Here is a 26,631-nt window from a genome sequence, read left to right on the forward strand (position 1 = left end):
TTCATCCCTTGGTCGGCGGTTCTTATCGGCGGTGGAGGTCTTCAACGGAGGTTGTGATCCGCGGTGCAGGTGCTGCCTTCGACGCTACGGAGGACGAACCCGAGGTCCGATACAGCCAGCACCCCAATCCGGGGTATAGCTGGCTATACCGACAGCCGTTTCGGCGTCGGGCATAATTCAACGGGTGAGCTTCCCGAGCAGAACCAGTCTGGAGACCCGTGCCCGGGATTTGCGGTTCCTGGTGTGCGAGGGCGGGTATTGGCTGGCGTCGCTGGGCATCCTGCTCGCCGGCATCGTGTTGCTTCCGTTCGTCGCCCTGGGCGTGGGCCTGTACGCCGTTCCGAGCCTCCTGGAAATGCTCAACCGGGTGGCCGCCCGGGCGCAGGGACGCGCAGCCGGATTCTCTTCCGCGGTTCTTCCGTTTGACCGGCGCCGCCTCACCGGCCGGCACTCCTTCACTGAGCTGGCCGCCCTGCTCAGCTCTCCGGAGACTCGCCGTGATGTGGCCTGGCTTCTGTTCCACTGCGCGTTTGCCGTGCCGGCCGCCGCCCTCGCTCTCGCGCTGCCCGTTGGTGCGGTGCTGTACGTGGTGGCCGCCCCCTTCTGGCCCCTGTTTCCGCCGGAAGCGCCGCTGGAGCTGACAGTCGCCGTCACAAGTTGGACCGACGCCCTCCTGATGATCCTGCTGGGACTGGGCTACGCCGTCGCCGCCTGGCTGCTGCTGCCCTGGATGGCGCGACGGATCAGCGACGCAACCCTGGGCATTCTGTCCCCCCGGCGGTTCGCGGAGCTGTCCCGGCGCATCTCCGACCTGTCCGCTGCCCGGGCCAATGCCCTCGCCGCCCACGCGGCGGAACTGCGGCGCATCGAGCGGGAACTGCACGACGGCGCGCAGAACCGCCTCGTCGGCGTCGTCATGATGCTCGGGCTGGCACAGCGGGCTGCCGAAACGGATCCGGCGGCGGCAATGCCTTTTCTTGGGCGCGCGCAGGATGCCGCCGCCGAAGCCCTGGCCGGCCTGCGGGCGGCAGTACACGATATTTATCCGCCGGTCCTGGACGAACTGGGGCTGGGCGGGGCCGCCGCTTCGCTGACCAGCCGGTCACCGGTTCCGTGTTCCCTGAATACCAGCGGCCTGCGGCGGGCTCCCGCCGCGGTGGAGGCGGCAGCGTACTTTGTCCTCGCTGAAGCCCTGACCAACGCGGCAAAGCACGCCGACGCGTCACGGATTGACGTGGTTCTGCAAACCGAATCATCGCCGCGGGAGGACATTCTGGTGATCCAAGTGAACGACGACGGCCGAGGCGGCGCGCGGGCAGGTTCGCCTGAGACCGCAGGGTCGGCTGAGGCCGCCGGCCGCTCGGGCACGGGACTGGCCGGGATCGCCCGGCGGGCGGCGGCCTTCGGCGGCAAGCTGGTCCTGGCCAGCCCCGACGGAGGGCCCACTGTTGTGAGGGTAGAACTGCCATGCGCCTTCTGATAGCCGAAGACGACGCCCTTCTGCGGGCGGGCTTGGAACTGCTGCTGCAGGGCGAAGGATTCGAGGTGGTCGGTTCCGCCGACAACGCCGAGGACCTGCTTGCGGCCTTTGAGCCGGGGAGCGCCGACGGTGCGGTGCTGGACGTGCGGATGCCGCCGTCGTACACCAATGAAGGCCTGCGTGCGGCCTTGGAACTCCGCTCCCGGGTGCCCAATTTTCCCGTGCTCGTCCTCTCCGCCTATGTGGAGGACCGCTACGCCGGGCGGTTGCTTGCCTCCGGCGCGCAGGGCGTGGGCTACCTGCTCAAGGAACGTGTGGGCAAGGTCGGCGACTTTGTGGACGGCCTAAAGCGGGTGCTGGACGGCGGAACGGTGATGGACCCGGAGGTCATTGCGCAGCTGTTCAGCCGACGCAGCACCCAGGATCCCATTCGGTCGCTGACCCCGCGGGAATTCGAGGTGCTGGGGCTGGTGGCCGAGGGGCTCGGCAATGCCGCCATTGCGCAGGCAATTTCAGTCTCAGAGACCGCCGTCAGCAAGCATATTGGCAACATCTTCGCGAAGCTGGGACTTTCGCCGCTGGACAACGGGCACCGTCGGGTCCTGGCTGCCCTGGCCTATCTGCGGTCCTAGCCCGCCTGCCGTCCCGGAGCATCACCTGATGAATTCGCCGGGACCAGGTTGCATTTCACCGGGGATGATTTTTCGTGTCTTTTCACGCCTTTTGTTTCCGTCGGCACCGAACCTGCCCGCCGAGCGGCCGACTTCCGCGCCGCCGGGCGTTCTGCCGCCGCAGCACCCGGGCAAGGACGGTAGGCTAAGAGTGCTCCCAGCGCGTTGATATATTGCGATCCGGCCAGATCACGAAAGAAGAGAAGAATTATGCCAGCGCCTCAGCGAACCGATGCCGACAGCATTCGCCAGGATTTAGGATTCCTCACCGTCGCGGAAGTCCTGCAGCTGTGCGCTACCCAGCAGATACTCGACCCGTCATCGACCTTGATTTCACGAAGAGCTCAGCTCGGCGAAGGCAATGTGCTGTATCCCGGAGTGGTTATCCAGGTGGATGACCAGAGTTCCTGCGTTATCGGACACCGGAATGTTTTCCATCCAGGCACCTTTCTCACCGCCGAGCACGGTGGAATGCTCCTCCTGGGCTCCGAAATCACGCTGGGGCCCGGCGGAGTCCAGCTCAAGGCGGGCCGGACCCATGCCGTGGCAGTGGGCGACGGCGCACGGCTGGCCAACGGGCCCGTGGTGACCGGCCGGTCAGTGCTTGGCACCGGCTCACAGATCATGGGTGCCGTCGAAGCGGATTCAGTGGTTCTCGCCGACGGCGGAGACTTCCGCTCAAATCCGGCGGAGAAGCGCGGTGCTGTCCTTAGGGGAACGGGGCTCGCCCGCGGACTGAGGCTGGCTCCCGGCGAACTGGTTCAGGGCTTTGGCAACTTCGCGACAGCCAACGTCGTACGCCAGACCGATTCGCCCGCCTGATCCCTCCGGTCCAGGCCGCTCCGGGCTGCAATTACCAAGAGGCGGCACCCAGGTGAAAATGCGAGCTCCGTTACTAAATAGTTACCTTTGCGTAATCGTCTTGTAGCGTAGTGGTCGTGCCGTTATCTGAAGCGGCTCCCTTGGCTTGTTACCTAGCTCTGCCGCTGGTCAAGGTCCACAGATATAAACACTTCGGCAGAGGCGGGGGAACCATAAACGGGTTCCTTTGAATCCTTGGGGTTAAGTCAGCCGAAGGTTTCTTTAGCTGACCGGGTGACTCCCATCCGCATCCGACAGCTCACCTCGCAGGTATCGGGAGAGGTAACTCATTGTCTTTCAATAACACTCGTGGACGCCACCGTGCCAACAACGCCGGGCTCCTGGCCGCAGTTGCCAACGCCACCAACGGCAAAGCACGCACCATCGGCAGCGCCGCTACCGTCATGGCCGCAGGCTCCACTCTGCTGCTCGGCATGGCCGCTCCGGCCTCGGCCGGCGTCATCGCCAACGACTCAGCCGAGTCCTACAGCGCACCGGCCCCTGTAGCCGCACCCGCCGCTGTAACCGCTCCCGTTGAGGCCCCGGCATCTGCAGGATCCACTCACGTGGTTCAGTCCGGCGATACGCTCAGCAAGATTGCTGCAACGTACGGCGTCAACCTGAACGACATCCTGGCGCAGAACGGCCTTGCGCTGGACTCCATCATCTACCCCGGTGATGTCATCACCTACGCCGGTGGCGCCGCCGCAGCTCCTGTTGCTGCTCCTGTTGCCGCTCCTGTTGTTGCCGCTGCTCCGGCCCCCGCGGCCGAGCCTGCTGCAGCCGACTTCAGCAGCATCAGCACCCAGGCGTCCGCCGTGACTCCTGCTGCCGTAACCGGCACCAACCAGATCATGCTTGCATCCGCTCAGTCCCAGATGGGCGCCATGCAGGACTGCACCGTCCTGGTTGAGGTTGCCCTCCGGGCAGCCGGCCACTCGGTTGGCGACCTGTCCCCGGCGCAGCTTGCTGCCTACGGAACCCCGGTCACTGACCCGCAGCCCGGCGACATCGCCTTCTACGCCGACGGCGGCATGGGCTTTGCCCACATTGCCATCTACACCGGCAACGGACAGGCCATCCACAGCGGATGGAACGGCAACCAGACCGTTGAGCAGAGCGCTAACGTCGGCTCCGGCGCCGTCTACTACCGCGTAGCGTAATTTCGCAGTAGCAATCCCGCCGGAGGGCGGGAAGTGAACGGCTCGTCCTCCGGCAGCTCCACCAAAAACACCCGGCCCTTTGGCCGGGTGTTTTTGCGTGTCCGGGTGTTCTGTCCAGACGTTCTGTCCGGACGTTCCGTCCGGACGTTCCGTTTCCGGTGTCCCGTGTCGGACTGCCTTAGGTGGTCGGGGCGTCCTGCTCAGTGTTGTCCTGAGTTTCAGCGTCGTCCTGAGTTTTCGGCTCCTTGCCGGAAGCATCATCGCCGGCGGGGCCGTCGCCGTCGTCAGCAGGACCGTCGCCATCGCCTCGGATTTTGTCTCCGTCTTCGGCAGGACCGTTCCCAGGCTCGTCTCCGTCGCCCGGAATCCCGTCGTCGCCTCTGTGGTGATGCTTATGGGGGCGCCCGTCCCCATCGGTATCGGCTTCGGTTTCGGCTTCGCCGTCGGCCTCTGCGTTGGCGTCTGCGTCTGCGTCCTCGTCGTCGAGTCGCGGACGGCTCTCGGACCGGGTGTCCTGGTCCTCAGCGCTTCGGTCCTCGGCGTCCTGGTCCTCGGCGCCCTGTTTGTCCGTGTCCTGCTCCCGCTGGACTTCCTGCTCGGTAACCGAGGCCTGTTCCTGGTCCCCTGAGGTATCCGCGGTGGCCACGCCGGCAAAAAAGGAGCCGACCAGCAGCGCCAGACCGCCGACGACGCCGAGTATCCACCCAAGTGGCCCTCTGGCCTTGTCCCGGAGAACCGTGGTCTTGTCCCGGAAAACCATCGTAATCTTCACCTCCGAAAGTGGTTTGCTGACGCTTCCATTCTCGGATCAGATTCTTCGAGGATTCTTAGTTCCGCTCCCGCAGTCCGCGCAGCCTCCCCCACCTGGTCCGCCGCCCGCGGATGCTGTTATCGAGCGGCAGCCGGACTTCCACGACGCCGCCGGAATCTGCTTCGTTACCGGCACGTTCACCGGCGCCGGCCGGCAAAGCACGGACGCTGCCGCCGTATCGGGCGGAAATCTCCGCAACCAGTGCCAGCCCGAGCCCATAGTGCCGCGGCTGCGCTGAGGAGCCGTCCCCGCCCTTTGAGCCTTCGGAATCATCGCCGGCTCCCTGCCGGTCCCGGCTCCGCGCCGATGCAAACCGCTCAAAGGCATGCCGGCTGAAGCCGGGCGGAAAACCGGGGCCGTCGTCGGACACCCGAATCACAGCCTCCCCGCTGTCGCTCCGAACCGAAAACCGCACGACTGATCGGCCGTAGTCCAAAGCGTTGGCCCCCAGCGCCGTAAAGACTCGCTGCAGGGCGAACTGCCCGCCAAGGACTGTCACTTCCGGGGCCGGCGCATCGAACTCCAGCGTCAGGTTCCGCCTCCGCGCCTCCGGCTCCAGGGAGCCGACGGCGGACCGGGCCAGTGCAACCAGGTTGACGGGTTCCGCCGGACCGGACTGCCGCGGATCTGCCGCCATCAGCAGGTCTTCGAGGATGCCTGTCAGCACCTTGGTGTCGGCGACGACGTCGTCCGCTGCCTGCAGAGCCTCCGGGGCAGGCGCCGAGCCGGCCGGGTCAGCCGCCAGCCGCCGCCGAAGCAACTGTGTCCGTGTGCTCAGCAGCGTCAGCGGTGTGCGCAGTTCATGGCTGGCATCAGCGACAAACCGGCGCTGCAGGGCCAGTGCCTCGGCCATTGGACGCATCGCCGCTCGCGCAGCCAGCGCTGAGACGGCTCCGGCCGCAAGGCCCGCCGCCGCGACGGAAACCGCCAGTGCCAGGGCCAGGCGGCGCAGCTGTTCGGTGGCATCATGTGTGTCAACGGCAGCCTGGACAACGTCTCCGCGGCGCTCGACCGTCAGGACCTCATAGGTGCGGCTCCCTGCCGCAACCGTGTCCCTGCGATCCAGGCCGGTAGCGGCCACTTGGGCCAGCGACTGCGTGTCCGGAAGCCCGGAGGGCATGTTGCGGGACACGGCCAGCCGACCGTCGTCGTACACGGCGAGGAACACGTCCAGCGGCGCCTCCCGGGGCGAATCAAACTCCACCGCTGATGCCAGGGTCTGCTCCGCCGCCTCGCGCGTCTGGGTGGCCACCAATCCGTAGACCAGGGTGCCGGCCAGGCCCAGCAGCACCACGACCAGCGCAGTGAACTGCACGGCGAGACGCAGGGACGCCCGGCTTAATTCACTTTGCTCCCGGCTGGCCCGGCTGGTCTGGCCGGCCCGACTGACCCGACCGGCCCGGTCGCCTTTCACGGCCACCTCATGTCCGCGTCATCTCCGCTTCATGTCCGGGCACCGAGCCGGTAACCGATGCCGCGCACGGTCAGCACGATTCCCTTGCCCAACTTGCGCCGAAGATAATGCACATACGTATCCACGACGCCGTCGTCATCCGCGTCCGGAAAGACAGCATCCAGGAGGTCAACGCGGGGAAAGACCTGTCCCGGGCGCCGGGCCAGGTGCTCCAGCAGTGCACCCTCCCGGTCCGAAAGCACCACCACCTCGCCCGTGTCGGTCGTGACGGTGCGGCCGGTGGTGTCCAGGACTCCCCCAGGCACCGGCAGGACGGGGGTCAGCGCCGCGCTCCTGCGCCGCAGCGCGCGCAGGCGCGCCAGCAGCTCATCGACGTCAAAGGGTTTGGCGAGATAGTCTTCGGCGCCCCGGTCCAGCCCTTCCACCCGGTCGGCGGGATTTCCCAGCGCCGAAAGCACCAGTGCCGGTGTGAGCACGCCGCGGCTGCGCAGCCGGGTCAGGACGTCCAGGCCTTCAACGCCGGGCAATCCTCGGTCCAGCAGCAGGACATCGAAGGAATGTGTCAGACCCTCGTGGAGGGCGCGCTGCCCGTCAAAGGCCAGGGTCACCTGGTAGCCCTCCGACTTCAGGAGCTCCGCCAGCATGCCTGCCAGGCTGCGGTCATCTTCCACGACTAGGATCCGGGGAGGCTCCGTCATCCCGGAAGTCTAGCCGCGGTCCCATCGAAACACCCGGCTGCGGAACCCGGTTCGGCCCGCTGCGGGCCAAATCAACGATCGGGCATCCGGGAACCGGGTTGCTCGAGAGACTTGGTTGCTCGAGAGACATGGTTGCTCAGCTAACGGGTTGCCGCCAGCCGCATTCGGGTCATCCACTTCGCACCGTTCCCGGTGGTCAGCGCGATCACGACGACGGCAACCAGTGCTCCGATGGTGGTTTCCACCGCCCGGTCAACGGTCAGGTCCCACGCCGGCTGCGTGGAGACGAATCCCGTCATCAGCAGGGCCACCGGAGTCAGGAACACCATGGCAAGGCCGTAGTGCCGGATCACGTAGATCTCACCGCCGAGCTGCAGGAGTGCCAGGAGAATCGCCAACTGCACGGGCGACCAGTCCGGCTGCAGCAGCAGGGCCGACAGCAACACCCCGGCATAGGTCCCGAGGATGAAGTGTCCGGCCCGGGCCGGGGCATCGGCCGCATCCGCTGCGGCAATCGGCGCACAGGCGGCGAGCATCGCCCAGTAGCTGTGCCCGGGACCGAGGACCAGGGCCAAGGAACCCGCCGCAGCTACCGCGGCCACATACCGTCCCGAGTGCACCAAGATGCCGGCCCAATCCGGGGCCGGGGCTGATTGCCGCTCAAGCCGGGGCAGGTGCGTCCGGGGCGTGTGCGTCCGGGCATGAAGCCGGCCGGCGACACCGAGCAGCACCGCGGTCAGGGCACTGCCGGCCACGGCCAGCGCCGCTTCCCCGATCGAGCCGGCAAACGGTGCTGCGGCGGTTGCAGTGAACGCGAAGATATAGGTAAACGGGCCCGCGGGACGCACCCGAAGTCGGTCGGCCGCAACGGATATTCCGCCGGCCACCAGTGTGGCGGCGGCAACCATTTCCCAGTCGCTGCGTCCCGCGATCGACATGGACACGCCCGCCACGACGGTCAGGCACATCAGCACGCCGGACTGCGCCTGGTGCCGCAGCCGGCGCCAGTGCGGTTCGGTGCGGCCGAACACGCCGGTCAGTGAGCCGAAGATGGCGCACAGGGTCAGGTCGGTCCGGCCCAGCAGGATGAGCACCAGCAGCGGAATAAACAGGCCCACGGCAACCCGGACGGCGGGAATCCGGTGGCCCCGGCCGGAGGGAACAGAAAAGAAACTATGGAGAAAGTGCCGCACCGGTTACATCCGCGCCTTGGTCTTGGCCGTAGCCTTCGCCGACCACGGATCCTCGGGCCACGGATGCTTGGGATATTTGCCCCGCATCTGGGCCCGGACCTGCACATAGGGGCCGGACCAGAAGGAGGCCAGATCATCGGTCACGGCGAGCGGCGCCCGCGCCGGGGAGAGCAGGTGAAACAGCACCGGCACCCGTCCCTGGACCAGCCGCGGGGTATCCGCCCAGCCAAAGCACTCCTGCAGCTTGACCGCAACCACCGGCCGGCCGCCGTCGTCGTCCGCGGCCGGATAGCTGATCCGCACATGGGAGCCGCTGGGCACCTGCAGGCGTTCCGGTGCCAGCTCTCCCAGTCGCGACGCTTCCGGCCAGGGAAGCAGCCGGCGCAGCGGGTCGGTCAGGTCGATGGCGTTTACGGATGCCCCGGCGGCCAGCGCCTGCAGCTCCGGAGCCAGCCAGGCATCGAGCCGGGCCAGCAAGGCCGGCTCCGAAACATCCGGCCAGGGCGCGCCCAGCTCGCGGTGCAGCAGGGCCAACCGGCGCCGCAGCGCGTCAGCGGCCGGCGAGAATCCGATGACCCCCAGCCCCTCCCGGGCCAGCGCGCGGGCCACTGCGGCCCGGCCCTCGGCGGCTGACGGGCGGACCGGTGTGGAGGACAGCACGATCGCGCCCAGCCGGCGCTCACGCCTGGCCTTTACGCGGCCGGCGGTGAACTTCGCCTCCACAGTGTCGGTCAGCAGATGCCGGGCCGCGGCTTCCGCACTGTCCTGGCTCAGCGGGGCGGCCGATCGAATCACGGCTCCGGTGCCGGAAGCATCGCGGCCCTGGGCCCGGGAGACTTCGGCAACGGCGAGCCACTCGTGTCCGCTCAGTGCGCTGCCGGCCGGCAATCCGGCACGGGTTCCGCTCGAAAGCAGGTATCGCTCCCCTGTTCCGGCATCGCCCGGGACCCGCCGGGCGATGCGGTCCGGAAAAGCCAGCCCGACCACAAAACCGAGGACGTCAGCGTCTGGCACGGTTGCCGCAGCCGGCTTTGAGGCGCCGGTATCCGCACGCCGGGCCAGCGACTGCAGCCTTCGCACGTCCTCGGACCAGCGCCGCTCCCCCGGATCCCGGCCGGCGCGCAGGCCGGACAGCAGACGCGGAAGATCGGCACCGGAGGCACGGAGATCTCCCGACACCAGGGCCACGGCTTCGGCGGCGGAACGGGCGCCGACGACGGCGGTTCCGTCCAGCAGGGCGCGCGCCAGCCGGGGATCTGCTGGAATGCCGGCCAGTGTCTTGCCGAGGGCGGTGACGGTGCCGGAGGCGTCGATGGCACCGAGGTCGCGCAGGACTGCCAATGCGTCCTGCAGGGCGGCCGACGGCGGGGCATCGGGCAGCGCCAGCCCTTCGCCGCCGGGTGCTCCCCAGCACGCCAGAACCAGTGCGGCGGCGGTCAGGTCCGCGACGGCTATCTCGGGGGTCTGGTGCGCCGGTGCGGCGCCAAAGGTGCGTTCGTCATAGCAGCGGATAACCCGGCCTGGTCCCTGGCGGGCGGCTCGTCCGGCCCGCTGCACCGCCGAAGCCCGTGAGCAGGACACCGTGACCAGTCCCGACATGCCGCGGACTGCATCCCGTCGGGGTTCCCGGGCGAGACCGGAATCGATCACCAGGCGCACGCCCGGAACGGTCAGCGACGACTCGGCGAGGCTGGTGGAGACGATGATCCGAGGTGCGCCGCCGGGGCTACGGCCCGACACTGCCCGGTCCTGCTCCCGCGGATCGACCTGCCCGTGCAGTTCCAGCACCTCGGTTCCGGCTGCGGTTCCAGCTGCGGTTCCGGCTGCGACGCGGCTGCGGATCCGGGACGCCACGAAAGACACTTCCCAGGCACCCGGGACGAAGACCAGGGCATCAGCCTGCGGATTGGCGGCCAGCATTTCCGCATGTCCGTCGGCGGCCGTATCGGCGACATGAGCCAGGAAGGTGCGGGTCACCCCGTGTTCGTCAATGCGCAGCGAAGAACCCGGCGTCCAGCGCACCTCCAGCGGATGCAGCGCCGAGGGGCAGCCGACGACGGGTGCCGGGCCGCCGTCGTCGTCGTTGTTGCCGATCAGCGAGGCAAAGCGGGGAGCGTCCAGTGTTGCGGACATGGCCACCAGGGTGAGGTCCTCCCGCAGCTGGCGGACTTCGTTGAGCATGCCCAGGAGCAGGTCGGTTTCCAGCCCGCGTTCGTGGACCTCATCAAGCACGACGGCGGCGGTGCCCTCCAGTCCCGGATCGGCCAGCAGGCGGCGCAGCAGGATTCCCGGCGTGACAAACTCGATCACCGTGTCCGGGCCCGTGTGGCTCTCACCCCGGACGGTGTAGCCGATCCTGCCGCCCACCGCGCTTCTGTCCAACGAAGCCAGGCGGCGGGCCGCGGACCGGGCCGCAACCCGGCGCGGCTGGGTCACCACGATGCGCGGAATCGCGCCGGAGGAAGCAGTACGCCTGGTCAGCAGATTAGCCAGCAGCGGCGGAACCAGGGTCGTCTTTCCGGTGCCCGGCGGTGCCTGGACCACCGCGGTTCCGGCGGGTCCCGCCTGCAACGTCGAAGCCCTGCCGGTTGCTGAATCCAGTGCGGCTTCCGCCGGGGTCAGTGCGGCCGCGAGATCCTGCAGCGACTCTGCGAAGACCAGCCCCGCACCAATGACCTGCAGGTCGAAAGGCAAGGGGTGTTGGGCAGGATCCATGGGGGCAATCGGCGTTGTCACTACTCCATTGTCCCGCGTGATCCCGGCTGTCTCGTCCAGCCCGGTGCCGGCAGGGAATCATTGGAGCCCTGCCACACGGACGGCTTCAAGGGAAGCCGTCCGATCGGGCGGCTGCCAGAACCCGGTATTCATACGTTTCCTTGATTTCAGTACTGAGCATCTGGTCCGCACTCAGTGCTGAGCATGTGGTCCGCGCACGGCTGGAGGTGGCGGAGCCATGGATTGATAGACATGTCCGGTGGGGGTCGTGGTCATCACGCGGTGCCGGCCGGGCGAACCCGCGGGATTTCCGACGCCTGAACCGCCAGGCGGTGGATCGGTGGGCGGCGAGTCGGCTGCTTGTGCGCTCCAGCCTGGTGCTTCCTTGGCTTGGTTGCAGGCCTCGCAGAGTCCCTGAATGTTCTCGGCACTGGTTGGTCCGCCCTCGCGGACGGGGGTGATGTGGTCGTAGTGCCGGATCGGTGCTCCGCACCACGGGGTCCGGCAGATCTGGTCGCGGGCTGCGATCAGCCGGGCCAGGCCGCCGGGGACGAGGCGTGCCCGGGAATCCATCGCGGTCAGCTGCCCGGAGTTCGGTGCGACGTAGAGCCGGCGGAGCCAGACTTCGGTGCGCGGATCCGGCCGCCGCGCCACCGTACCCCAGCCGGCTGTTGCGCTGCCCCGGTCGCGGGCGGGACCACGGGCGGGGCCTCGGGCCGGGTTACGGGTGGGACCACGGGCCGGAATAGGTGCGGGACCACGGGCCGGATTACGGGCGGGGCCTCGGGCCTGGTCCCTGTTCCCGGGAGCCGGGTTGTCCGGGCTGTCCGGGCTGTCCGGGCTGTCCGGGCTGGCATCGTCCGGAACCGGGTCGGGACCGCGGATCAGGTCCCGGGCCCACTGCGCGGGAACGATTCCGTATCCGGCCAGCACGGCCGGTTCGGCTCCGTCGGGCACGAAGGATTCCACCGGTTGGCCAGCTGCTATCCCGCCAAAGCTCGCCGTCCCGGGGTCTTTGGTCTCCGCAGATGTCCTGACAGCGCCCAGCTCCGCACCCGTGTCCGCACCCGTGTCCGTATTCGTGTCCGTCCCCGTGTCCGTGTCCGTATTCGTGTCCGTCCCCGTGTCCGTGTCCGTATTCGTGCCCGTGCCTGTGTTTGTGTCTGTGTCTGTGTCTGTGTTTGTGTCTGGGGGCAGGATGCCGTGCAGCAGGGTCCGGTCCGTCATGATCAGCTGCACCTCGACCCGCACGTCCTCGGCCCTGGCCTGGCCGGTGGTGCGTTCCACGAGGGTGTCGGCCATGATCTGGCCCTTCGTCCGCGGGTCCCCGGCAGCCCGCAGCCGGTCCGCGTCCCGGGTCAACGCCGCGAACACGCCCACGCCCTGGGCAACCGGCAGCAACGCGGTCAGATACGTCATGGTGTCCGGGGCCGGACGGCAGGACACATACCGTTCGGAAACGGCATGCGCGGCACGGTTGACCACGGCATGCGGGTCCAGGCCGTAGGACAGGGACTTGATCCGGGCGATCAGCTTCCGGTCTCCGAGCTGTTCCAGTTCCGCGGGGTTCCCGGCGATCTGTTCATCGACTTTCTGCCGGTCGGCCAGGGTCAGGCAGGCGGTCTCGCGGACCAGGAGCGTGGCCCGCCACTCGTTGATCACCCCGGTGGAGAGGGCGTGCAGGGTGTGCGGCATTTCGGTGGTCAGGATCCTTGCCAGGCCCAGCAGTTTGGCACCGTTATGCGGAGAGTCCCGGCGCGCCAGGGCCAGTTGCGCTGCCACACCCCGACCCAGCTGCTCGGCCTTCAGACCGGCCCGGGCCTGGGCGCGGCGGGTGGAAGCGTCAAAGGCCGCCGCGGCCTTGGCCTGGGCGGCGGCGATGACGCACTTCAATTCCTCCAACGCCCGGATCTCGTTGATCAGGCAGACCCGCTCCGCAGCCTCCAGATCCTCCACAATCGTGGAAGGGCGGGAGCCAATCCCGGCAGCCTCGGCAATCCCGGCTGCGGGGACAATCCCGGTAGTCCCGGCAGCGGGGGCAGCCCCGGCTGCGGGGGCACCGGAACCAGCCCCGGACACCGGCAACGGCGCAGGGCTCACCGCGTTGGACAACGCGTTGGAAGCGTCGGGGCCGGGAGCTCGGCTGTCGTCTTTGGCAGCTCTGGAGTAGTACATGTCTTCTATTTTAGTGGCGCAAGGCACATTCTCAGAGGTTTGGCATTACTGGAGTTGTCCACCTAATTACCCTATTTCTGAGTCGGCGCTCTAAGCTCCTGGGCTGTCGGCCGCTGCCCTACGCGCCGCCTCTCCCACGGCGTCCAACTTCACCCGCTGCCCCTGACAGAAGTGGGGTGGGCCACCATGTAGCTTGAGGTTGATTGGCTGCGAGCGCCCGCCTTGTTCGTGCAAGCCCCGCGGCTCCGTGAACAGCCGTTGCTTCCGCCGTCATTGCATCCTGCCGCCGATGGGCCGAGAATCGTGTTTCTGCCAGCATCGTTCCTTAGCAATTCCTGAGCCAGCACCAGCGTCAGACAAGCAGCAGAGTCAGAGCCAGAGCCAGAGCCAGCACCAGCGTCAGCAACACGACAGAGGTGGAACGCCAGTGAACCAACCAAACCAGGACCAGCGCACCGCCGCTGCACGGTTGCAACTCTTACGCGGGGGAACCACCGCAGCAGAAGCCCTGGCGTTCTTCGATTCCCTCCCTCCGCTTCACCTCGACGAAGCAGCCGGTTCCTGGCGCGGATCCGAGGTACCGACAGGACATCCATTGAACGGCGTCCTGGGCAGCTTGGGCTGGCATGGAAAGCGGTTCGACGGCGTCGAAGCCGCCCATCCCCTGGTTTTCGAAACACGAAGTGGCCGGCTCTTCGAGGTGAATCCGGGACTGGTTCCCTTGAAGCTGGCCCTGCACCTTGCCCCGCTGTTGCGCCGCCGGGCGGTCGGCAGGCTCATCCGCCCGGTGCTGCAGCTGGCCCGGACTACTCGGCCGCGGGCACGGCTTCGCATGATGGAGTACCGCGGTGTCGGTTCCGCCACCATGATTTACGACGCTCTGCCGATCAACGACGCCTTCCGGAGGGTCGATTCGACCACATTGCTCGGTGCCATGGATCTCCGCGGACCCGGCTCACCGTTCATCTTCTCCCTCCACAGGATCCCGTGAGCACTTCCCCCTCCACAGAGCCCCCGCTTGTTGCACGACTCCGGGCGGCCGGCTGCGTGTTTGCCGAAGAGGAAGCGGCACTCCTCATCACCGAGGCGGCGAGCGCTGAAACCCTGGAACAGATGGTCCGGCGCCGCATCAGCGGGCTGCCGCTGGAACAAGTCCTCGGGTGGTCAGAGTTCTTCGGGCTGCGGGTCCCTGTGGCTCCAGGGGTGTTCGTTCCGCGGCGCCGGACAGAACTGCTCGCGGAGCGCGCCGTCGACGTCATCTCGAGCAGGGACCGTCCGGCGGTGGTGGAGCTCTGCTGCGGCTCCGGCGCCATCAGCCTGGCCATGGCAGCACACACGACCACGTCCCCCGAGCTGCATGCCGTCGACATCCAGCCGGCGTCGGTGCAACGAGCCAGCGTCACGCTCACCGGACTGGCAACCGTCTACGCGGGTGACCTGTTCTCTCCCCTGCCCCCTGCACTGCGAGGCCGGATCGACGCCGTCGTCGCCAATGCTCCGTACATTCCCACCGCGCAGCTGGGCACCATGCCGCGGGAGGCCCGCGATCATGAGCCGGCGATAACGCTCGACGGCGGCAGCGACGGCTTGGACCTGCTCCGCCGGATCATAGCCGCGGCACCCGATTGGCTGAGCCCGGACGGCTGTGTGCTGCTGGAGTGCAGCGAGCATCAGTCGGAGGCAGTGGCCGGGATCATGGCGTCCGCGGACTTCCGCCCCGAAATTGTCCGCCGGGAGGAGACTGATGCCACAGTCGCCATCGGCCGTCGGGGGTCTGGTACTGCGGAGGCACCAAGATAGGGAAGACTGGAGGTTCGCAATCTCCAAAGGTGGAACCACTTGATCAATCTTCAGCAGGACAACGACGGCTTCATCCACATGGAACGCCACTTCCCCCAGTCGGCGTCCGTCACCATCACCTTCGCCGACGGAACCACCGAGGAAATCTCCGGTGCAACGATCAACAAGGCGTACGACGCCGCCCTGGCGGACTTCCGCCTCAAGAACAACCTGGATGCCAAGGGATTCACCCGCATCGCGAAGAAGCGGGTCCTGGACAACAACAAGATCAACTTCGTTCCCGTGCACCCCGGCATGGGCCAGTAGGTTCGACCGCCGGACTGTAACTGGCTCACTGCCGCCGCGGCTGCAGTGAGCTTTTTGCTGCCACCCGCCGTTCTGCCGCCAGATGCCCGGTGATCAGCCGCAGCAGCTCGGGCAGCACGGCCGGATGGAGATAGTGGCCCATTCCGGGAATCGTCACACGGCGTGAGCCGGAAATTGCAGCAGCAGTGGCCACTCCCCCGCTGGGGTGCACGATGGGATCCCGGTCTCCGTGGATTACCAGGGTGGGCGCGGTGATCAGGGCCAGATCGCGCGTGCGGTCCTGCGAGGCGTTGATGGCGCCGAGCTGCCGCGACCGCGCAGATCCGCCGTCCGGGAATGCACCCCGGTCCCAGGCCAGACCCGCCATTTCGGCCTCGGCCGCCGGGTCGGCCGGATGGGTCCGCCCGGCCAGATGCCGCATCATGCTTACCCGGGCACGGATGAACTGGTCGCGGGTCCCCGGTGGCCGGGCCGCGAAGCGCCGCTTGGTGGACAGCGCTGCCGCACCGGTTTTGCGGGCTCCGGTGGTGGAAATAACGGAGGTCAGGGTCAGGGTCCGGTCCGGATGGTGGGCGGCCACAGCCTGGGCAATCATTCCTCCCAACGACATTCCCACGAGATGGGCGCGCGGCAGACCCAGGCAGTCAAGCAGCCCGACGACGTCGTCGGCCATGTCTTCCACGCGGTAGGCGCCGGCCACCGGACGCGCCAACACCTGGTCCAGCAGGGTTGGAGCGGGTGTGCGCATCCGGCTGGAGCGGCCGCCGTCGCGGTTGTCCGGCCGGATCACGCGGTAGCCGGCAGCGGCCAGGCCGTCAACGAACGCGGCCGGCCACGAGGTCAGGTCCAAGCCCAGGCCGGCGATGAGGACCACCGGTTCGCCGTCGTCGGGCCCGTTGACCCGGTAACACAGCCGCACGCCGGTTCCGAGAGTGGCGAACTGGTCGGCTTCGGCTTTCCTCGCTGCAGGTTCCTCCCGCGGATCAAAGCCCTCCGGCCCGGTGAAACGCAGATGCTTGTCGACCAGCGCACCGTGCTGCAGATCCCTGCGGTCGGCCAGGAAGTTCATGCTCATCAGCCACGGCGCCTCGGTCCCCTGCCGGGGCAGGGTGCCCAGACTGCGTTGGACGTAGCTGGCGCCGAAGTCCAGCAGCGGCCGCGTCTGAAGGCCGGCGGGCGCCTCCGGAACCGCGGCGGTGTAACCGTGCCGGTCCATATGGGTCAGCAGCCGCACGAACCATTGGGCCAGCAGCCCCACCTTGAGCGTCCAGGAAGCATTGGTGTAGCCGATGGCGAAGGCCATGTTGGGCACCCCGCTGAGCATGATTCCGCGGTACGCCACCGTCGCCGCAAGGTCCACCGGCACACCGTCGATGCGCAGTTCCATGCCGCCCAGGATCTGGATGGTGAACCCGGTGGCGGTCACGACGACGTCGGCCTCCACTTCCTGCCCCGACGCCAGTTCGATCCCGTGCCCGGTGAACCGTGCAACCTGGCCGGTGACCATTTCTGTCCGACCGCCGCGCAGGGCCGCGAAGAAATCGCCGTCCGGCACCGCGCACAGCCGCTGGTCCCACGGACCGTACGGCGGGTTCAAATGCGCGTCCACATCAAACCCCGGCGGAACCACCCTGCCCTGGATTGCTCGGATGACCCTCCGGGAGGCGCGCGGCCAGCGCTGGCAGAAGGACCAGATGGCCCGCTGCCGGCGGGCGCTGACCTCGGCCATGATCCGCCCGGTGCGGTCCGGGCCGACGACGCCGCGCAGTCGGCGCGCAAGGGGATCCTCCGCCGGGACCGGGACGATATAGGAGGGAGTGCGCTGAACCATCGTTACCTGTGCCCCGCGGGCGGCAAGTGCCGGCACCAGGGTGACGGCGGTGGCGCCGCTGCCGATTACCGCTATGCGTTTTCCGGCCACGTCCAGGTCTTCGGGCCAGTGCTGCGGGTGCACAATCGGACCCGAAAAGAACTCCGCTCCGGGGAGATCCGGAGTGTAGCCCCGGTCGTAGCGGTAATAGCCGGCGGCATTGAAAATCCAGCCCGCGGTGAAGTTGCTGAACTCCCCGGTTCCCACCGGTTCCTGGTCAGTGCCGTCCGGGTGCGTCCCCGGCACCCTGGTGTGTTCCACGCGCACCTTCCAGTGCGCGTCCCGGCCGGACCAGTCCGCCGAGACGACCCGGTGGTGGTAGCGGATCAGCGCGTCAACGCCGTACTCCGCAGCGGTTTCCTCAAGGTAGCGAAGGATGCTCGGGCCATCGGCAATGGCCTTCTCCTCCCGCCACGGCCGAAAATCATAACCGAAGGTGTAGAGGTCGGAGTCGGAGCGGATTCCCGGATAGCGGAAGAGGTCCCAGGTGCCGCCGGAGCGGCCGCGCGACTCGAAAAGCGCAATGGAACGGCCGGGATGGTCGGTGCGCAGGCGGCAAGCGGCACCAATCCCGCTCAGTCCCGCACCGACAATCAGCACGTCCAGGTGCTCCACGGTCTGCTTGGATTCCATGACTCCCCGTTCCGACCAGCCCGTTCCGACCCGTCTGTGGTTCACCGGCACGCCTTCATGCCCGCTGAAACCGACACTATCGGACCCTTCGGACATTGTTGCCTGCCGACAGGTTCGAACCGCTGACCCGCACCGTTGTCCGGCGTAGCCGAGCCGGACCAGTGTCGCTGCCGGAGCCGGAGCCGCTAGTCCTGGGTGCCGAACGCGGCGTCGAAGGAGGCCGACGGCGGCGGGTAGTCATAGGCGCGCAGTTTCGCCAGCGCTTCGGGTGCGCCGTGCAAACGGTCCATCGACGCGTCTTCCCATTCCACGGAGATCGGACCGTCGTAGCCGATGGCGGCCAGGGCACGGAAGCTGGCCTCCCACGGGACGCTCCCCCGTCCGGCCGAGACGAAGTCCCAGCCGCGCCGCGGATCGCCCCACGGCAGGTGGGACCCGAGCACTGTCCGTTGTCCGCTGAGGTTCAGCAAGGTGTCCTTGCAGTCCACATGGTAGATCCTGTCCTTGAAGTCCCGAATGAAGCCCACTGGATCAATGCCCTGCCACATGAAATGGCTCGGATCCCAGTTCAGCCCGAAGGCCGGCCGGTGGTCCACTGCCTCCAAGGCCCGGACCGTGGTCCAGTAGTCGTAGGCGATCTCCGAGGGATGGACCTCGTGCGCGAATCGGACACCGCACTCATCGAACACGTCAAGGATGGGGTTCCAGCGGTCCGCGAAGTCCTGGTAACCGGCATCGATCACGCTTTGCGGGACCGGCGGGAACATGGCCACGAACTGCCAAATGGAGGAGCCGGTGAAGCCGACAACAGTGTCCGCGCCCAGTGCACGCGCCAGCCGAGCAGTGTTCTTCAGTTCCTCCGCCGCACGCTGCCGCACGCCTTCCGGGTCTCCATCGCCCCAGACCCGCGATCCGACGATCGCCTGGTGGCGGAAGTCGATGGGATCGTCGCAGACGGCCTGCCCCTTGAGGTGGTTGGAAATGGTCCAGACCTTGAGGTTGTACTTCTCAAGCAGCTCCAGCTTTTCGGCAACGTAGTCCTCGTCGTCCCAGCGCCAGGCGTCGAGGTGGTCGCCGGCAACGGTGATCTCAAGCCCGTCGTAGCCCCAGGATGAGGCCAGCCTGGCCACTTCCTCGAGCGGAAGGTCCGCCCACTGTCCGGTAAACAGAGTAAAATTGCGTGTCATGGAATTTCTCCTCGGGTATTGGACCGGACGTCGGTGTTCGGCCCTGGTCAGATTTCGGTCGTCTTGGTCCAGATGCTCTCGGCTGCCGCACTGCGTTCGACTCCGCTGAGGACCTGTTGCACCTGCAGTCCGTCGGCGAACGAGGGCTCCGGCTGGCGCCCCGCTGCTATGGCTTCCACGAAGTCTTTGACCTGATGCGTGAAGCCATGCTCGTAGCCGAGCATGTGTCCGGTGGGCCACCACGCGGACATATACGGGTGTTCGGGCTCGGTGACCATGATGTCGGTGAACCCCTGGCGCGTCGCGGGAGCTGTTGCGTCATAGAAACCCAGCGAGTTCATCTTTTCCAGATCGAAGCTGATGGCGCCGCGCGAGCCGGCGACTTCAATCCGGAGTGCGTTCTTGCGCCCGGTGGACATCCGGGTCGCTTCGAAGGAGCCCACGGCACCGCCGTCGAACCGGCCGTGAAAGAGCGCCAGGTCATCCACCGTGACGGCGCCCCTCTCCTCAGCTGCCGTCCCGGCCAGCCCTGAAGCGCGGCCCAGCAAGGGCCGCTCATGGACAAAGGTGTGGAGGGTGCCGCTGACGGCAGCGATCTTTTGGCCGGTGATGAACTGCGCGAGGTCGACGGCGTGGGCGCCCAGGTCGCCCAGGGCCCCGGAGCCTGCCTGGTCCTTCTGAAGGCGCCAGGTCAACGGCGCTTCCGGGTCAACCAGCCAATCCTGCAGGTAGGCGGCGCGTACCTGCCGAATCTCTCCGACGGCCCCGGACTGCACCAGTTCCCTGGCGAACGCTGCCGCCGGCACGCGGCGGTACGTGAAGCCCACCATGGCGAGCGCGCTGCCGCCCGCGGCCTCCGCAGCGGCCGCCATGGCGGCGGCCTCTTCAAGGGTGTTGGCAAGCGGTTTCTCGCACAGCACGTGCTTGCCGGCTTCGAGGGCAGCGATGGCAATCTCGGCATGGGACGCACCGGGGGTGACAATGTCGACGACGTCGATATCGTCGCGCGCTACGGCGGCACGCCAGTCCGTTTCGACCTCAGCCCAGCCCCATTTGCGGGCAGCGGACTCAGCCGCTGTGCTGTTCCTCCCCACCAACAGGGCCATCTCCGGGGCGGCCGGCAGATCATGGAACCGCGGCGCCACCCGCCACCCCTGCGAATGGGCCGCACCCATGAAGCCGTGGCCAATCATGGCAACCCTCAGGGACGGTACGTCGTTCAACATTTTTCCTCTTATTCCGCGGCTGTTAGGAACCAGGATCGGCGGCGGGGCACCCGCAACAAGGGCGCCCCGCCTCCAGGTCCTAGGATTCGAAGGCGGTGGGCAGATACTGGTCGACGTTTTCCTGGGTGACCACCGGAGCATTCAGGACAATGCGCTTCGGGACTTCGACTTCCACCAGGTCGCTCATTGCCTTGTCCTGGGCGATCAGCCTGGCCAGGCGAATTCCGTCCGCCGCCTGCGTGGAGGGATAGATCACCGTGGCTTCCAGGACGCTTTCCCCGGACTGGATCTCGCGCATGGCGTTTGCTGATCCGGCACCGCCCACCATGAAGAACTCATCCCGGCCGGCGTTGTCGATCGCCGCCAGGACCCCGATGCCCTGATCGTCGTCGTGGTTCCAGATGGCGTCAATTTCCGGGGCGGCGGACAGCAGCTGCGACGTGGTCGCTTCGCCGCCCTGGACGGTGAAGTCCGAGGCGACCCGGTTGTCCACGTCCAGCCCGCAGGTCTCAAGGGCATCCGCGAAGCCCCGGCTGCGGTCCTGCGTCAGGGGCAGCGAGTCAATGCCGGCGATTTCGGCGACGACGGCATCGCTGTTCCCGCTGAGCTTCTCGCAAATATAGTTCCCGGCGCTCACGCCCATGCCGTAGTTGTCCCCCAGGACGGTGGCGCGGGCTGCGGAAGGGCTGGAGAACTCACGGTCAACGTTGATCACCGGAATACCGGCCTCGGTGGCCTGCGTTGCGACCTGGGTCAGGGCCGCACCGTCGGTCGGCAGCAACACAATGGCATCAACTCCGTCGTTGATGAACTGTTCCACCTGGCTGATCTGGAGGTTGGCATCGTTGGTGCCTTCGGCCACTCTCAGGTCCACGTCCGGCAGGTCCTCTGCCGCCGCGAGAGCAGCGCTGTTGATGGCACCGAGCCAACCGTGGTCGGCAGCCGGTCCCGAGAATCCAATGACTACCGTGTCCCCCTCGGCCTGGTTCCCTTCAACCGATGCATTTGTGGGCTGGCTGTCACCTTCATCGCCGTCGGCTGTGCACCCGGTGACCAGCGAACCTACAGCCAGGAAGGCACCGGTGGTGATGAGCATTTTCCGTTTCTTAAGAACTGCGGGCATCTGTGTCTCCTCATTGAGTAGGTGCGTCTTCGCCAAGGACACGGCCACCTCTGAAGCCGCAACTTTGCGTGACCTGCATCACAATAACAGAAGATCGAAAATAATCGACGACCTTATACCGAGCACCGACATAATGTGTTAGGTTCCTCACATGTTCGATGGAGACCAGCCCCCTTTGCTCGAGGTGCGCGGCATCACGAAGCGGTTCGGTGCAGTACAGGTACTCAAAGGCGTGGACCTGCAGGTGCGCCCCGGAGAGGTCCACTGCGTGATGGGCCAAAACGGTGCCGGGAAGTCCACATTGATCAAGACGCTCTCCGGCGTGCATCAGCCGGAGGGAGGCGTGATCCTCTGGGAAGGCCGGGAGGTCTCGCTTTCGCATCCCACAGAGGCCCTGGGCCTGGGCATTGCAACGATGTACCAGGAACTGGACGTGGTGGACGGCCTGACGGTGGCCGAGAACATTTTTCTCGGCCATGAAAAGGCCAGCGCAGGGATCCTCCACGTCAGGAGGGTCAATGCCCTCACTCGATCATTGCTGGAACGGCTCGGACACGGCCGGCTCTCACCCTCCGTCGAGGTGGGGACGCTGTCGGCCGCAAACAAGCAAATCGTCAGCCTGGCGCGTGCACTGTCCCGCGACACCAAGCTGATCATCATGGACGAACCAAGTGCCGTCCTCGATTCGGGAGAGGTGGCCAACCTCTTCCGCGTGGTGCGGGAGCTCACCACCCAGGGGATCGCGGTGGTGTACATTTCCCATCGCCTGGAGGAGATCCGCCAGATCGGTGACCGGATTTCAGTGCTCAAGGACGGAAGGAGCACTGCGAGCGGGCTTCAGGTTGAGGAAACCTCCAGATCCGAGCTGATTCGGCTCATGACGGGACGGGACGTCGAGAACGTCTTTCCCGAACGGAAACCGGTGGATCCGGACGCGCCGGTCGTGCTCGACGTGGAAGACCTGGAGCTGCAGGGGCTCTTTCGGAAGGTCAGCTTCCAGGTAAGGGCGGGTGAAATCCTGGGCTTCGCCGGACTGGTCGGATCCAAGCGTTCCGAAATTCTGGAAACCATCTGCGGGGTCCGGAAAGCAACGTCGGGCAGGGTCTCGGTTAAAGGCCGGAGGATCCGCCCCGGCTCGGTAAGCGCCGCCGTCAACGCCGGGATCGGGCTCTCCCCGGAAGAACGGAAAAGCCAGGGGCTGATATTGGATGAGCCGCTTTTCAAGAACGTCACGCTGTCCACCTTCGAACGGTTCGCACGTGCCGGCTACCTCAACGAGAAAGCCGAACGGGACGCTGCCCGAGCTCAAATCAGCGCCCTGGAACTGCGGCCGGCCGACCCGGACCGCCCCACCCGCACCCTTTCCGGCGGTAATCAGCAGAAGATCCTCCTTGCCCGCTGGCTGGTGCACGGGACTCCGGTATTACTGCTCGACGAACCGACCCGTGGCGTCGATGTCGGTGCGCGGGCGGAAATCTACAGCCTGATCCGCCGGCTCGCCGCGGACGGAACAGCCATTATCGTCATCTCCAGCGAGATCGAGGAAGTGCTGGGGCTTGCGGATACGGTGCTCGTCATCGATGACGGCAACGTCCTCACCGAAACCAACCCAAGCGACATTGACGAGCACGGCGTGCTCGACCTGATTATGAAGGGAAGTGCCGCGTGAGCGAGCCAAACACCACTGTCGCTAATCCAGCTGACACCCCGCCCGGCGGCTCCAGCCCAGCCAGGACGAACCCGCTGAAAGGTGCCCTTGGCGGTTCCGTGGGTCGCAGCCTCGGTCTGGTCATTGCGCTGGCCCTGCTGTTCGTGGTGGGCGCGGTCACCAGTGGCGACCGGTTCCTGAATGTGGAGAACCTGCTCACCATCCTGCGGCTTGCGTCCGTCATCGGCGTCATCAGCATTGGCGTCACCTTCGTCATTACCGCCGGGGGCATCGACCTTTCCGTGGGGTCCGTCATGGGCCTGGCCACGGTGGTCGCCAGCCTGAAGAGCGTCCAGCTCGCGGCAACCGAATCATCGTGGCTGATCATGGTCCTGGTCCCACTCGCGGTCGGCGCGGGAGTCGGGCTGTTGAACGGGGTGGTGATTGCCTACGGAAACGTGGTGGCCTTCATCGCCACGCTCGCGACGCTTGTGGCGGCACGAGGCCTGGCTGAACTCATCTCAGGCCGGAGCACCCAAATCGTGACGAACCGGGACTTCCTCAAGGTCATGAGGGGCGAGTTCCTCGGCGTTCCGGTTCTCGTGTGGATTTTCATCGTGGCGGCTGCGACGGGCTGGTTCCTGCTGAACCGCACCACCTTCGGCCGGAGGACCGTTGCGATTGGAGGAAACCGCGAAGCGTCCCGGCTCGCAGGCATAAAGGTCAAACGGCACTTGGTGACGCTCTACGTTCTCTCCGGGCTCTGCGCCGGCATTGCCGCAGTGATGATGCTCGGCCGAACAACGGCAGGCACCTCAACCCACGGCCTGCTCTACGAACTCGACGCGATTGCCGCCGTCGTCGTAGGAGGAACCCTGCTTATCGGCGGCCGCGGAACCATTATGGGCACGGTCCTCGGTGTGCTCATCTTCAGCACCCTCACCAACGTCTTTACGCAAAACAACCTGGACACCTCCGTCCAAGCCATAGTGAAAGGCTCGATCATCGTGGTCGCGGTCCTCCTGCAGCAGCGTTTCGCCGCCGGGCGGCCATCCAAGCGGGGAGGCTAGTCTCACGCACGCAGCGACGGCATCGGCAGCGGGCATCGGCAGGCAGCGAAGAACAAGCAGGGGGCGCAGCAGTGAACTTCCTTAACACAGAGTACGCACTGGAAACGGATGCCGATCTGGACCTGGTTGAAGAAGTGCTGGACTGGTTCTTCACGGACGCCAAGCTGCGCGCGGTCTCCGTCCATCCGGCCTACCTCAGCCTTTGGGAAGCCATCGAACGGAGCGCCGCCAGCGGAAAACGCTTTCGCCCGCGTCTTCTTCTGCTGGCCTACCGCCAGCTGGGAGGAACGGAGCCCGCCGCCGCGGCCAGGCTCGCAGCCGCCTATGAACTCCTCCACAATGCGTTCCTCATCCATGACGACGTCATCGACAGGGACATCATGAGGCACGGCGTTCCCAACGTCTCCGGGCACTACAGCAACAAGGCCCGGCGCGCAGGCGCTTCGGCCTCGGCCGCCCAGCATGCCGGCATGACATCCGGACTCCTTGCCGGAGACCTGGTCCTTGCCGGGGCCTACCGCCTCCACGGAAGCGTCGAAACGTGCGCCAAGGTCCGGGAGAAACTCGACGGCATCCTGGACTACGCAGTGTTCTCCTCGATCGGCGGAGAACTCCTGGATGTCGAATTCGCCCGCGCCGTGGAGATGCCCTCGCCGGAGGAGATCCGGACGGTGGCCCGCCGAAAAACGTCCGTCTACTCCTTTGAAGCCCCGCTTCAGGCCGGCGCGGTGCTGGCGGGAGCCGCGGCCTCCGTTGCAGCAACACTCGCAGCCTTCGGACGCGACGCCGGAATTGCCTACCAGATTGCTGATGACGTCCTCGGGGTTTTCGGGCAGGAACAGCACACCGGAAAGACGAACTGGGGAGACCTCAGGGAAGGCAAACGGACAGCCATGCTCTCCTACGCGGCGACGAAACCTCAGTGGGGGCGGATTGCGGAACTCATAGGATCCGACCGGATGACGGCTGCGGAGGCGCAAAGAGTCCGTACCCTGCTGACGGAATGCGGGGCGCGGGAACACGCTGTCCAACTGGCATCCGAGCATGCCCAGTCCGCCCTCAAGCAATTGGGAGAGGAAGTGCCGGCTGGGCTCGGCGAGACCTTGGAAGGACTTCTGTCTTCGGTGGTTGACGGTCTTCGTTCGCTTTGAGCCTCCTTTGCGGAGGTGGTGTTTCCGAGCTGGTACCTGCGAGCAGAAATACTATGGGAAACTAGTCCGGTTCTGGCGCCGTCCGCCAGAGGGACCTACAACGGGGGCAGAATATGCAGGCCTGGAATCCGACCTCACGAACACCTGCCGCATGACTGCCGCGGCACAGGGCAAGAACACCGCGCGCACGTACCTCGGCAGCAATCGCGATTCGAGCCGCCAGCACAACCTGTCCACAGTCCTGCAGCTCGTGCACTCCACGGCCGGCGTATCCCGTGCCCAGCTCACGCGGACCACAGGACTCAACCGTTCCACCATTGGGGCGCTGGTCTCTGAGCTTTCACAGCTGGGGCTGGTGATCGAAAGCGACATTGATCAGGCCCAGCAGCACGGCCGTCCGAGCATCATGATCGAGCCGAGCCCCGCCACCCTGGCCTTGTCCGTCAACCCGGACGTCGACGTCGTCAGCGTCGCCCTGGTCTCGCTGGGCGGCCGCATCGTCAACGCAGTCCGTTTCCACACTGTCAGGGCTCCGTCAGCAGTCGAAGTGGTAAACATTGTGTCCGCGGTCTACTCAGGCATGCGTACTGCACTGCCGCCCGGGCACCGTGTCGTGGGTGTCGGACTCGCCATTCCCGGGCTGGTGGAACCCGGCGGCGGAAAAGTCATAGAGGCACCGCATCTCGGCTGGCGTGACGAGCCGCTTCCCGCCCTGCTCAGCGACGCGCTCCAGCTGAGGACAGTCAGCGCCAACGACGCCGTAGTGGGGGCGATTGCGCAGGCTGCCTTCGGAGCCGGGCAGGACGTTCCGGACCTGGTGTACCTCTACGGCGGGGCAAGCGGGATTGGCGGCGGAATCATGAGCGGCGGCCATTTGGTGCGGGGCGCAACCGGGTTCGCCGGACAGCTGGGCCACACCCATGTGCGCACAAATGGTGCCGCCTGCACCTGTGGCTCCAGTGGCTGCCTCGAGGCCGAGGTCACCAGGGAAGCGCTTATCAAAGCCATCGGTCTGCCGCCCGGCGAGACCGAGAACCTCGAAGAAATCCTCATGGAGAAGCTTCAGGACGGGTCCGCGGGTGATGAGGTGCGGTCGGTGATCCAGCAGCAGGTCGGCTTGCTCGCTGTGGGATTGAAAACAGTGATCAGCCTCGTCAACCCCTCAGTTGTGGTTTTGGGAGGGTTCCTCCGCATCTTGGTCCGTGCAGCACCGGGCGCCTTGGACGAGGCGCTGCACGGGTCCGGCATCCGCGGGCCATGGGAGAACGTGAGAATTGAGCTTGCTCCGCTTGGGGACGATCCCATCCTGATAGGAGCAGCGGAGCTGGTTTTCGAACCTTTGCTGTCAGACCCGGCAGGCTTCCTGCAGGGGCCGGCGGGCGAATCACAGGCAGGCGAATAACAGGGTCAAGGGAAAGGACCCTGTGCCGGTTTCC

Annotated in this window: 21 protein-coding genes and 1 riboswitch; of the genes, 11 read left to right on the forward strand and 10 right to left on the reverse strand. The window is 66.5% G+C overall.

Going from position 1 to position 26,631, the window contains the following annotated elements:
* Positions 1–184: 184 nt before the first annotated feature.
* From QNN99_RS08420 to QNN99_RS08435, 4 genes are all read left to right on the forward strand, one after another.
* Positions 185–1,480 (forward strand): sensor histidine kinase, encoded by a 1,296-nt coding sequence (locus QNN99_RS08420; protein ID WP_229966014.1) that lies wholly within the window; start codon positions 185–187, stop codon positions 1,478–1,480.
* On the forward strand, positions 1,468–2,112 hold the full coding sequence (locus tag QNN99_RS08425; protein ID WP_229966015.1) for a response regulator: 645 nt from the start codon (positions 1,468–1,470) through the stop codon (positions 2,110–2,112). The genes QNN99_RS08420 and QNN99_RS08425 overlap by 13 nt, the downstream gene beginning before the upstream one ends.
* A gap of 249 nt (positions 2,113–2,361) precedes the next feature.
* Positions 2,362–2,973 carry an LbetaH domain-containing protein gene (locus QNN99_RS08430; RefSeq protein WP_229966016.1) on the forward strand — a complete coding sequence of 204 codons (612 nt, stop codon included), beginning with the start codon at positions 2,362–2,364 and terminating at the stop codon, positions 2,971–2,973.
* Positions 2,974–3,152: 179 nt separating this feature from the next.
* Positions 3,153–3,299, forward strand: a riboswitch (cyclic di-AMP (ydaO/yuaA leader).
* A gap of 3 nt (positions 3,300–3,302) precedes the next feature.
* The gene (locus QNN99_RS08435; RefSeq protein ID WP_229966017.1) at positions 3,303–4,175 is read left to right on the forward strand and encodes a C40 family peptidase; all 873 of its coding nucleotides are present in this window, start codon (positions 3,303–3,305) and stop codon (positions 4,173–4,175) included.
* A 178-nt stretch (positions 4,176–4,353) separates the two neighbouring features.
* On the opposite strand, the gene QNN99_RS08440 is transcribed toward QNN99_RS08435, so the two are convergent.
* The 6 genes from QNN99_RS08440 to QNN99_RS08465 form a co-directional block, all read right to left on the reverse strand.
* Positions 4,354–4,947 (reverse strand): hypothetical protein, encoded by a 594-nt coding sequence (locus tag QNN99_RS08440; protein ID WP_229966018.1) that lies wholly within the window; start codon positions 4,945–4,947, stop codon positions 4,354–4,356.
* Positions 4,948–5,002: 55 nt separating this feature from the next.
* The gene (locus tag QNN99_RS08445) at positions 5,003–6,301 is read right to left on the reverse strand and encodes a sensor histidine kinase (protein WP_229966019.1); all 1,299 of its coding nucleotides are present in this window, start codon (positions 6,299–6,301) and stop codon (positions 5,003–5,005) included.
* A 128-nt stretch (positions 6,302–6,429) separates the two neighbouring features.
* Complete coding sequence (locus QNN99_RS08450; RefSeq protein ID WP_229966020.1) at positions 6,430–7,098, reverse strand: response regulator transcription factor; 669 nt, start codon at positions 7,096–7,098, stop codon at positions 6,430–6,432.
* A 140-nt stretch (positions 7,099–7,238) separates the two neighbouring features.
* Positions 7,239–8,216, reverse strand: a complete 978-nt coding sequence (locus QNN99_RS08455) for an FUSC family protein (RefSeq protein WP_229966021.1) — start codon at positions 8,214–8,216, stop codon at positions 7,239–7,241.
* A 78-nt stretch (positions 8,217–8,294) separates the two neighbouring features.
* Positions 8,295–11,006, reverse strand: coding sequence for an ATP-dependent helicase HrpB (hrpB, locus tag QNN99_RS08460; protein WP_229966100.1), 2,712 nt, complete (start codon positions 11,004–11,006; stop codon positions 8,295–8,297).
* Positions 11,007–11,198: 192 nt separating this feature from the next.
* On the reverse strand, positions 11,199–13,181 hold the full coding sequence (locus QNN99_RS08465) for an HNH endonuclease (protein WP_229966022.1): 1,983 nt from the start codon (positions 13,179–13,181) through the stop codon (positions 11,199–11,201).
* A 427-nt stretch (positions 13,182–13,608) separates the two neighbouring features.
* Here QNN99_RS08465 and QNN99_RS08470 point away from each other — a divergent pair, with 427 nt between their 5' ends.
* Genes QNN99_RS08470 through QNN99_RS08480 form a run of 3 tightly spaced genes read left to right on the forward strand, consistent with a single transcriptional unit; the run spans position 13,609 to position 15,287 of the window.
* Positions 13,609–14,172 (forward strand): DUF4334 domain-containing protein, encoded by a 564-nt coding sequence (locus QNN99_RS08470; RefSeq protein ID WP_229966023.1) that lies wholly within the window; start codon positions 13,609–13,611, stop codon positions 14,170–14,172.
* Positions 14,169–14,981 carry a putative protein N(5)-glutamine methyltransferase gene (locus QNN99_RS08475; RefSeq protein WP_229966024.1) on the forward strand — a complete coding sequence of 271 codons (813 nt, stop codon included), beginning with the start codon at positions 14,169–14,171 and terminating at the stop codon, positions 14,979–14,981. The genes QNN99_RS08470 and QNN99_RS08475 overlap by 4 nt, the downstream gene beginning before the upstream one ends.
* A 39-nt stretch (positions 14,982–15,020) precedes the next feature.
* Positions 15,021–15,287, forward strand: coding sequence for a hypothetical protein (locus QNN99_RS08480; RefSeq protein WP_229966025.1), 267 nt, complete (start codon positions 15,021–15,023; stop codon positions 15,285–15,287).
* A 25-nt stretch (positions 15,288–15,312) separates the two neighbouring features.
* Here QNN99_RS08480 and QNN99_RS08485 read toward each other — a convergent pair whose 3' ends face one another.
* From QNN99_RS08485 to QNN99_RS08500, 4 genes are all read right to left on the reverse strand, one after another.
* The gene (locus tag QNN99_RS08485; protein ID WP_229966026.1) at positions 15,313–17,790 is read right to left on the reverse strand and encodes an alpha/beta fold hydrolase; all 2,478 of its coding nucleotides are present in this window, start codon (positions 17,788–17,790) and stop codon (positions 15,313–15,315) included.
* A 185-nt stretch (positions 17,791–17,975) separates the two neighbouring features.
* Positions 17,976–18,977: a sugar phosphate isomerase/epimerase family protein gene (locus tag QNN99_RS08490; protein WP_229966027.1), complete on the reverse strand. Its 1,002-nt coding sequence runs from the start codon at positions 18,975–18,977 to the stop codon at positions 17,976–17,978.
* Between the two features lie 47 nt (positions 18,978–19,024).
* The gene (locus QNN99_RS08495) at positions 19,025–20,203 is read right to left on the reverse strand and encodes a Gfo/Idh/MocA family protein (RefSeq protein ID WP_229966028.1); all 1,179 of its coding nucleotides are present in this window, start codon (positions 20,201–20,203) and stop codon (positions 19,025–19,027) included.
* Between the two features lie 79 nt (positions 20,204–20,282).
* On the reverse strand, positions 20,283–21,326 hold the full coding sequence (locus tag QNN99_RS08500; protein ID WP_229966029.1) for a substrate-binding domain-containing protein: 1,044 nt from the start codon (positions 21,324–21,326) through the stop codon (positions 20,283–20,285).
* A 151-nt stretch (positions 21,327–21,477) separates the two neighbouring features.
* On the opposite strand from QNN99_RS08500, the gene QNN99_RS08505 reads away from it, so the two are divergent.
* The 4 genes from QNN99_RS08505 to QNN99_RS08520 all read left to right on the forward strand — a co-directional run bounded on the left by QNN99_RS08505 (position 21,478) and on the right by QNN99_RS08520 (position 26,597).
* Positions 21,478–22,995 carry a sugar ABC transporter ATP-binding protein gene (locus QNN99_RS08505; protein WP_229966030.1) on the forward strand — a complete coding sequence of 506 codons (1,518 nt, stop codon included), beginning with the start codon at positions 21,478–21,480 and terminating at the stop codon, positions 22,993–22,995.
* Positions 22,992–24,044: an ABC transporter permease gene (locus QNN99_RS08510; protein WP_442860497.1), complete on the forward strand. Its 1,053-nt coding sequence runs from the start codon at positions 22,992–22,994 to the stop codon at positions 24,042–24,044. Before QNN99_RS08505 ends, QNN99_RS08510 begins: the two co-directional genes overlap by 4 nt.
* A gap of 71 nt (positions 24,045–24,115) precedes the next feature.
* A complete protein-coding gene (locus QNN99_RS08515; protein WP_229966031.1) occupies positions 24,116–25,195 on the forward strand; it encodes a polyprenyl synthetase family protein in 1,080 nt (359 codons plus the stop codon).
* 151 nt (positions 25,196–25,346) lie between these two features.
* Entirely contained in the window at positions 25,347–26,597 is a 1,251-nt protein-coding gene (locus QNN99_RS08520) for an ROK family protein (RefSeq protein WP_229966032.1), read from the forward strand.
* Positions 26,598–26,631: the final 34 nt, after the last annotated feature.

This window comes from Arthrobacter sp. zg.Y820, from assembly GCF_030125555.1.
In the GTDB taxonomy this organism is placed as follows: Bacteria; Actinomycetota; Actinomycetes; order Actinomycetales; family Micrococcaceae; genus Arthrobacter_B.

Excerpts from the sequence above, each read along its gene's own strand:
- QNN99_RS08425 (WP_229966015.1), top strand. The coding sequence starts at position 1,468 with ATGCGCCTTCTGATAGCCGAAGACGACGCCCTTCTGCGGGCGGGCTTG.
- QNN99_RS08430 (WP_229966016.1), top strand. The coding sequence starts at position 2,362 with ATGCCAGCGCCTCAGCGAACCGATGCCGACAGCATTCGCCAGGATTTA.
- QNN99_RS08450 (WP_229966020.1), bottom strand. The coding sequence starts at position 7,098 with ATGACGGAGCCTCCCCGGATCCTAGTCGTGGAAGATGACCGCAGCCTG.
- hrpB (WP_229966100.1), bottom strand. The coding sequence starts at position 11,006 with ATGGATCCTGCCCAACACCCCTTGCCTTTCGACCTGCAGGTCATTGGT.
- QNN99_RS08465 (WP_229966022.1), bottom strand. The coding sequence starts at position 13,181 with ATGTACTACTCCAGAGCTGCCAAAGACGACAGCCGAGCTCCCGGCCCC.
- QNN99_RS08485 (WP_229966026.1), bottom strand. The coding sequence starts at position 17,790 with ATGGAATCCAAGCAGACCGTGGAGCACCTGGACGTGCTGATTGTCGGT.
- QNN99_RS08490 (WP_229966027.1), bottom strand. The coding sequence starts at position 18,977 with ATGACACGCAATTTTACTCTGTTTACCGGACAGTGGGCGGACCTTCCG.
- QNN99_RS08495 (WP_229966028.1), bottom strand. The coding sequence starts at position 20,203 with ATGTTGAACGACGTACCGTCCCTGAGGGTTGCCATGATTGGCCACGGC.
- QNN99_RS08500 (WP_229966029.1), bottom strand. The coding sequence starts at position 21,326 with ATGCCCGCAGTTCTTAAGAAACGGAAAATGCTCATCACCACCGGTGCC.
- QNN99_RS08505 (WP_229966030.1), top strand. The coding sequence starts at position 21,478 with ATGTTCGATGGAGACCAGCCCCCTTTGCTCGAGGTGCGCGGCATCACG.
- QNN99_RS08520 (WP_229966032.1), top strand. The coding sequence starts at position 25,347 with ATGACTGCCGCGGCACAGGGCAAGAACACCGCGCGCACGTACCTCGGC.